General features: G+C 67.0%; 8 protein-coding genes. 4 read left to right on the forward strand and 4 right to left on the reverse strand.

Annotated elements, in window-relative coordinates:
- From HKK72_RS33930 to HKK72_RS33945, 4 genes are all read right to left on the reverse strand, one after another.
- On the reverse strand, positions 1 to 677 hold a 677-nt coding region (locus HKK72_RS33930), incomplete at its 3' end, for a polysaccharide deacetylase family protein (RefSeq protein WP_187238511.1).
- A 107-nt stretch (positions 678 to 784) separates the two neighbouring features.
- Complete coding sequence (locus tag HKK72_RS33935) at positions 785 to 1,471, reverse strand: glycoside hydrolase family 11 protein (protein ID WP_410050372.1); 687 nt, start codon at positions 1,469 to 1,471, stop codon at positions 785 to 787.
- Between the two features lie 297 nt (positions 1,472 to 1,768).
- Positions 1,769 to 3,433, reverse strand: coding sequence for a hypothetical protein (locus tag HKK72_RS33940; protein WP_187238512.1), 1,665 nt, complete (start codon positions 3,431 to 3,433; stop codon positions 1,769 to 1,771).
- A gap of 39 nt (positions 3,434 to 3,472) precedes the next feature.
- Complete coding sequence (locus HKK72_RS33945) at positions 3,473 to 3,904, reverse strand: nuclear transport factor 2 family protein (RefSeq protein ID WP_187238513.1); 432 nt, start codon at positions 3,902 to 3,904, stop codon at positions 3,473 to 3,475.
- 106 nt (positions 3,905 to 4,010) lie between these two features.
- Here HKK72_RS33945 and HKK72_RS33950 point away from each other — a divergent pair, with 106 nt between their 5' ends.
- The 4 genes from HKK72_RS33950 to HKK72_RS33965 all read left to right on the forward strand — a co-directional run bounded on the left by HKK72_RS33950 (position 4,011) and on the right by HKK72_RS33965 (position 6,698).
- Positions 4,011 to 4,580, forward strand: a complete 570-nt coding sequence (locus tag HKK72_RS33950) for a PadR family transcriptional regulator (protein ID WP_187238514.1) — start codon at positions 4,011 to 4,013, stop codon at positions 4,578 to 4,580.
- Positions 4,567 to 5,409 (forward strand): SGNH/GDSL hydrolase family protein, encoded by an 843-nt coding sequence (locus HKK72_RS33955; protein WP_187238515.1) that lies wholly within the window; start codon positions 4,567 to 4,569, stop codon positions 5,407 to 5,409. Before HKK72_RS33950 ends, HKK72_RS33955 begins: the two co-directional genes overlap by 14 nt.
- A gap of 162 nt (positions 5,410 to 5,571) precedes the next feature.
- On the forward strand, positions 5,572 to 5,973 hold the full coding sequence (locus tag HKK72_RS33960; RefSeq protein ID WP_187238516.1) for an NUDIX hydrolase: 402 nt from the start codon (positions 5,572 to 5,574) through the stop codon (positions 5,971 to 5,973).
- 65 nt (positions 5,974 to 6,038) lie between these two features.
- Positions 6,039 to 6,698 carry a class I SAM-dependent methyltransferase gene (locus HKK72_RS33965; RefSeq protein ID WP_187238517.1) on the forward strand — a complete coding sequence of 220 codons (660 nt, stop codon included), beginning with the start codon at positions 6,039 to 6,041 and terminating at the stop codon, positions 6,696 to 6,698.
- Positions 6,699 to 6,924: the final 226 nt, after the last annotated feature.

The following is a 6,924-nucleotide window of genomic DNA, read 5'->3' on the forward strand; positions in this document are numbered from 1 at the left end:
GCGCGGCCGGTCTGCGGGGAGATCATGCCGGCGCACAGGCTGCGGCTCGCCAGCACCTGCGCGATGCGCGGGATCGCGGCGACCGTGTTGGCGGGCCAGTCGTGCATGAGGATGATCTGGCCGTTGGTGAGCCGGGCGTTGGCCTGAACGATCGCGTCGGTACTGGCGTTGTTCCAGTCCTGCGAGTCGACGTCCCAGATGATCTGGGTCAGGCCGTACCTGGCCGCGACCGACCGCACCGTCGCATTGGTCTCACCGTACGGCGGGCGGAACAGCCTCGGCGTGCTGCCGCCCGCGTTGGCGATGGCCTGCTGAGTCCGGGAGATCTCCGAATCGACCTGCGCCTGGCTCTGCTGGATCAGGTGCGGGTGGGTGTAGCTGTGGTTGCCGACCCACATGCCGGCGCTGACCTGGGCCCGCACCTGGGCCGGGTAGGAGGCGGCGTAATTGCCCTGGTTGAACATCGTGGCCCGCAGCCCGTTCTGCCTGAGCGCGTTGAGCAGCCTCGGCGTGTTGCCGCTGGACGGGCCGTCGTCGAAGGTGAGCCCGACGTACCCGTTGCAGGCGGCGGCGTTCGACGGGGTGACGGTGAGGGCGACGGTGCTCGCCACGGCCGTCGCGGCGACGACCAGCCTCGTGACCAGGGAGCCTTTCGAGAGACGTGGTGTGGTTCGCATGCGGGAGTCCTCCTCGTGCCGGCGGCGTGACCGCGGTCGAGTGATGCCGGGCGGCTGAGTGATCGATATTTCAGGTGGCGAGGACCTTCTCGGGCGCGGAACGTCCATCAGCCCACCGTTATGCTGGAGCTCCCGCTGCTCTGATATCCCTCCGTCGCGAGGATCATGTAATAACTGAAGTTGCCGAGACGCATTCCAGCGCGGGCCCACGCGTCGAAGTGGTTGCCGGTGGTGATGGTTCCGCCCGTCCTCTTCGACTGCCGGACGCTCCAGTACTGATTGAAGGTTCTGGTGCCTTCGACGGAGGGGGCGTTGTACCGCGTCGTCTGGTAGATGTCGTACGTACCACCATCGCTGGTGACGGTGCCCTTGTACGTTCCCGTGGGCCGGTAAGTGCCCCAGTTGTCGACGACGTAATATTCCACGAGCGGGTTCGACGTCCACCCGTAGAGAGTCAGATATGCATTTCCGGACGGACTGAAGCTGCCCGAGTAGTTCACACTTCTGCGTCCGCCGTTACTCCAGCCCTTACCGGCGACGAAATTCCCGGTGTTACGCCATGAGGTGCTGTAGCTGCCGCCAGATCGCAGGGTCATGGAGACCGTTCCGCCGGCATCGGTCCAGAAGGAATAGTAGTAGCCGTTGTTGGTGCCGGTCTGATTCGTGGTGATGGTCGTGTCGGCATTGGCGGTGCCCGGCAACATGATCGCGGAGGTGATCAGCGCCGCGGCGGCGGCACTGCCGATGAAGCCTCTGCGGCTGATCGTGTGGGCGGGGACGTCGTTCATGGACATGCTTCCTCCTCGTGAACGCCGGCGGGGGACCAGGCCGTGAACTCACCACGAGAACCGCGGACGAGCGGCGGCTCTGGCGGCGAGCTCGATGGTGCGAGTATGCGCCCGCTTCGAAACGACGTCAACGATATATTTCGAAAGTTATTCGGGGACGGTCGCCGATCACCGCACATGCACTTTGACCTGCTAGTTGGGGCATCAGCCGATAGAACACTCACTTGAAAATCAGTCAAAGTTTCAGTAAGGTCGCCGATCGTCCGAAACATTTCGAAAACAGATCGGTGTCTTGCCCAGCTCTCAGCCGGACCGGTTTTCCGCAGCGGCGGCGAGCAGTTCCGGGAGCGTGCCCTCGAACACCGGTAGCAGGTGTTGCAGTGCGGGCCAGAACCCTGCCGGCGCCGACCGCGCGGCCACGTCCACCAGCCGAACGTACTGATCGAGCAGGTCGTCGCCGTGGTCACCGCCGGATGACGCCACGGACCCGGGCGGGCGCAGGCTGCACGCGTACCAGAGGATCTCTCTGGCCGGGCGGCTCGTCGCCAGCAGTTCCTCGTCGCTGAGGACCTGGGCAGCGCGGATCCGGTAGAGCAGACCCCAGCTGTTGGACGTGCGGTGCAGCGCGGTCACGGCGGTGCGCGCCGCCGCCGGGCTCTGGGCCGCGATGAGCGGGAGCCGATCGGCGGGCAGCGCCCGGGCGAGTGTTGCCGGGAATCCCTCGCGCGCGGCGAGAGTGCACAGCAGATGCGCCGGCAACGGCGAATCGAGGTGGGCGTGGATCAGTTCGTCCCAGGGTGGCGACCCGTCCTGGCCCACCGCGGATGTCAGCATTGCCTCGGCCTCGATCGGGCCGGTGCAGGTACGGAGCGCGCTGACGAGGTCGACCACTGCTCCCTGGGGCGACGACCCGGTCGCGAGCAGTCGACGCAGTGTCACGTCGTACGCAGCCGAATGCTCGTTGCGCCGGTCCAGCGCGGAGTCCAGCCCGTGCGCCCACGACCGCGCCGCAGGTGTGCAGCGCGGGCCGTTGGCCCAGCGTGCGAACAGCCTGCGAGGAGGCACTCCGGCCGCGACGAACCGGTCCAGGATCATGGACATGAGCTCCGTCCGGCGTGGACCCAGATCGCGTCTTTCCAGGTGGATCAGTTGTGGATCGGAGAGGTCGGCGATCACATCGGCCAGCACCGCATCGGGCGCCTGGGCCAGAACTCGCAGATCGGCCTGCTCCGCCGAGGCCGCGGACGATCTCTGCGCGATCCGCCGGAGCACACCCGCGAACGTACCCCGGTGGGACGGCACGGCCGCAGCGGCCGCCAGCCAGGCGGACCGGTCGGCACCGAGATGGCGCCGTAGCAGCGCGCCCGCACACTCCCAGAACGCCTGTGCCACCTTGTCGTGATTGTGGTCGTAACCATCGACGGCCCGGACCAGCAGGTCCAGACGCGGCGTGGTGAGGATCAGTTCCTCCACCGTCTCGTCCGAGAGCACATGCCGCAGAAACGAGGGACGCAACTCACCGATCCGGGCGAGGGCGGCCCGCCACACCCACCGCGGAAGGCGCCGGTGCCGGGCCACGAGCCGGCCGGCGACGAGCGAGTCCCATGGGCTGAGCAGGGCGGCGGTCAATGGGTCGGGGCAGTCAGGCCGTGCGATCAGAGCGCGGCGCTGCACGCGGCCGAAGGGATCCCTCCGGTGTTCGGCGATCAACGCCGTCCAGTCCGGCTCCCGTATCGCGGACAGGACGGCATCACAGTCGAGCACCGTGGCGGCCGACCGCAATGACCCGCTGAGCTCGCCGACCGGCACGGCCCTGGCCGGCGGTTCGCTCTGACCGAGGCCCTCGGCTCGTAGATCCGCCTGCGCCGCACCTCGCATCTCTGGGGCTAGCAGCGACGCCGTCCACCACACCAGCCGCCCGGCAACCGTCAACCCGCTGCCCGGATCAGGCTCCACCCGTTCCGCCACGAACGACTCCGCTCTGAGGCCGTTTCCGCTGTCGGCACCTTAGCGGTCGGCCGGTGCCGGTACGAGGCCGTCGGCGACGAGACCGGCGAGGACCGCTTCACCCAGCGCGTGCACCGCTGACTGCGGGCGGACCATCACCGTGACCTCCTTGATCAGGCCGGCCTCGTCGAGCTGAAGCAGATCCATGCCATGGATCTGCTTGCCGTGCACCGTGCCTCGGAACAGCAGGATGGTCGATGGTGCCTCGGTGCCGTCGGCGCTGGTCTGCGCCGTGCCGTCGAGGTGACCGGTGTAGCGGAAGTCTTCGAAAGTGCGCAGCAGGACGCCGAGGAGGCCCACGACCATGGGCTTGCCCTCGAAGGGAGTGAGCTTCACCGGGCTGTACAAGCGGATGTCGTCGGTGAACAGCTCGCTCAGAGCGGCGAGATCGCGATGCTCGGCGGCTGCCCGGAAGCGGTCTGCGGTGGTCATGACCGCACCTCTCTCGTCACGAACACGATTGATAGTCAAGGAAGTGATTAGTCACTTAATTGAGTATCATGGCAGAGGTTCATCCGGAAAGGGAGGAGGCGTCTCGATGGCGTTGCGGCACGCCGTGCTGGTGGCACTGCTGGACGAGGAGCTCAGCGGTTACCAGCTGGCCAAGTCATTCGACATGGGGGTGGCGAACTTCTGGCACGCCCTGCCTCAGCAGCTGTACACGGAGCTGGCCAAGCTGGAGAAGGAGGGACTGGTCGCCGGCCGGGAGGTGGTCCAGGACACCCGGCCCAACAAGCGCGTTTTCAAGGTCACCGAGGCCGGTCTGGCCGAATTGGAACGGTTCGCGGCATCCGTGAACAAGCCCTCCATCATCCGTGACGACCTTGCCGTCAAGGTCCAGGCCTCCGACCACGTGGACGTCGACGAGGTGATCGCACAGCTCATGGAGCGAGCCACCTTCGCCGACGCAAAGATCGAGCTGTTCAGCAGGCTGCTGCGGCAGATGCGCGGCGACAGGAGCGAGGAGGAGTTCCTGCGCCACGGTGAACGGATCGGCCCCTACCTGACCTGTCTGCGCGGACTCGCCTTCGAGCGGGGCAACCGGGACTGGTGCCACCGGAGCGCGGCGATCCTGCGGGAAAGGCGGGCGGCTCATGCCCAGCGGTGAGTACTCGCGCTACGTCGCCTTGGGCGACAGCCAGACCGAAGGACTCGGCGACGGCGACGACATCACGGGCCTGCGTGGATGGGCCGACCGGCTCGCCGAGCAGCTCGCGGTGACCAACCCCGGACTGCGGTACGCCAATCTGGCCGTACGCGGACGCCTCGCCGCCCAGGTCCATGCCGAACAACTCGGCCCCGCACTCGCCCTGCGCCCCGACCTGGCCACCGTCGCCGCCGGAGTCAATGACCTGCTCCGACCCCGGTTCGACGCCGACGAGGTGGCCGGCCACCTGGAGGCGATGTTCGCCGCCCTCACCGCCCAAGGCGCCCGCGTCGCGACCTTCACCTTCCCTGACATCGCACGGATCACCCCCCTGGCCCGCCCGATCGGCTCTCGTCCTGCCGCCCTCAACGACCGCATCCGCGCCGCCGCCCTGCGCCACGGCGTGATCGTCGCCGAAACCGCCCGTCCCCTGGTCGTCACCGACCCGCGACTGTGGACCCGGGATCGGCTGCACGCCAGCCCTCTCGGACACGAACGCATCGCCGCGGCCGTCGCCCACGCACTCCGGCTGCCCGGCAGCAGCGACTCCTGGACGCTTCCGCTGTCTTCGCCGGTGATCGCCCCGGCCGCATGGCGCGCTGCGGCCATCGAACTCCACTGGGTGACCGCCTTCCTCGGCCCGTGGCTCGGCAGACGCCTGCGAGGCCGCTCCTCCGGCGACGGCCGTACGGCCAAACGCCCGCACCTCCTCCCCGTCCAGACCCACCCCATGGGAAGCGGAACGGACGGGCCCGGCAACCGCCCTGCCGGCAGTCCAGAACTCTCCTGAGCGACGGTCGGGGCACCTGCGTGTACGACAATTCGGTCCATGCGATCACGGAGCCGGTGGACCCGACGGAGGCGAGGCCGTTGGCCGCCGCGCGGGTCGGCGGCGAGTGGGCGTTCAAGAACACCTTCGCCTGGCCGACCCGCATCAATGAAGGATGGAGCGATGACCATGACCATCGACAAGATCGCCTGGATCCACGTGCGGGATGGCAAGATTCTCAGCACCCGATCACACGGCAAGGACGTCTACTACATCCCCGGCGGCAAACGCGAACCCGGCGAGACCGACCTCGACACCCTCGTCCGGGAGATTGACGAGGAACTCGGCGTCGCCATCGTCTCGACCACCGCCACACACCTGGGCACCTTCGAAGCACAAGCACACGGCCACGCAGACGGCATCACCGTGCAAATGACCTGCTACACCGCCGACCATCAGGGCCAGCCGACCCCGAACAGCGAAATCGCCGAACTGGTCTGGCTGACCTATGCCAACCGTGACCAGGTATCCCCCGTCGACCAGATCATCTTCGACCACCTACACCAGGTCGGCCAACTTCACTGATATACCGGAAGAACAAGCCTGATCCACAGGTATCGACTATTCCTGTTGTTTGAAGGGGGACGAAGTTGTCGGAGCGATCAGGACCCCTATCTGACGATCCGTTCGGTGGTCGGCACCCGACCAGTCACGAACGGCTGACGGGACTGTCCTGGGATGCGTCGTACCACGACGGTCCTGCGCCTTGGGATACCGGCCGGCCGCAGCCGGCAATAGTGCGTTTGGCATCCGAAGGCGGATTCGCCGGAGCGGTGCTCGATGCGGGCTGTGGAACCGGCGAGAACGCTCTTCACGTCGCCTCGCTGGGATTGTCGGTTCTGGGCGTTGACGTGGCTGAGACGGCACTGGCGATCGCCCGGGCGGAGGCCGACGACCGTGGGATCGAGGTTGAGTTCGCTACGGCTGACGCGTTCCAGCTGGAGCTTTTGGGGCGCAGGTTCGAGACAGTGCTGGACTGCGGGTTGTTCCACACCTTCGACGGCGACGAGCGACCAGGATACGTGGCGAGTCTGGCGTCGGTGACCGAGCACGATGGAACCCTGTATGTGTTGTGCTTCAGCGACGACGGTCCCGATACCGGCCCGCACCCCATCAGTCGGGAAGAGCTGAGAGCGGCGTTCGACCCCGGCAATGGATGGAAGGTCGCCGCCATCGAACCGGACCGGGTGCAGACGCGATACCACGACGACGGCGCACCGGCCTGGTTCGCGACGATCAAACGAATCTAGTGCTGCGAGCCTCGCCGGGAAAAGCACGTAGGGCGATGTCGACCACCTCGGCCGGCTCTTGGCGGGTGGCACCGGCGGCGGCGTGGACGGAAAGCCCTTCTGAACATCTGCGACAGCGTGTCAGTTCTGGTTGACCGGCCACGCGGCAGCAGGATCGCAGTGCGCCGAGCACGCCAGGATGTAGACCTCGTTGCCGAGGAAGAGCCCGTACTGGGTGCTGTCGAAG

The sequence above is a fragment of the Actinomadura sp. HBU206391 genome (assembly GCF_014323665.1).
Classification (GTDB): Bacteria; Actinomycetota; Actinomycetes; order Streptosporangiales; family Streptosporangiaceae; genus Actinomadura_C.

Bases quoted from the DNA above. Each gene is read 5' to 3' on its own strand.
- HKK72_RS33935 (WP_410050372.1), bottom strand. From the start codon at position 1,471: ATGTCCATGAACGACGTCCCCGCCCACACGATCAGCCGCAGAGGCTTC.
- HKK72_RS33945 (WP_187238513.1), bottom strand. From the start codon at position 3,904: ATGACCACCGCAGACCGCTTCCGGGCAGCCGCCGAGCATCGCGATCTC.
- HKK72_RS33950 (WP_187238514.1), top strand. From the start codon at position 4,011: ATGGCGTTGCGGCACGCCGTGCTGGTGGCACTGCTGGACGAGGAGCTC.
- HKK72_RS33955 (WP_187238515.1), top strand. From the start codon at position 4,567: ATGCCCAGCGGTGAGTACTCGCGCTACGTCGCCTTGGGCGACAGCCAG.
- HKK72_RS33960 (WP_187238516.1), top strand. From the start codon at position 5,572: ATGACCATGACCATCGACAAGATCGCCTGGATCCACGTGCGGGATGGC.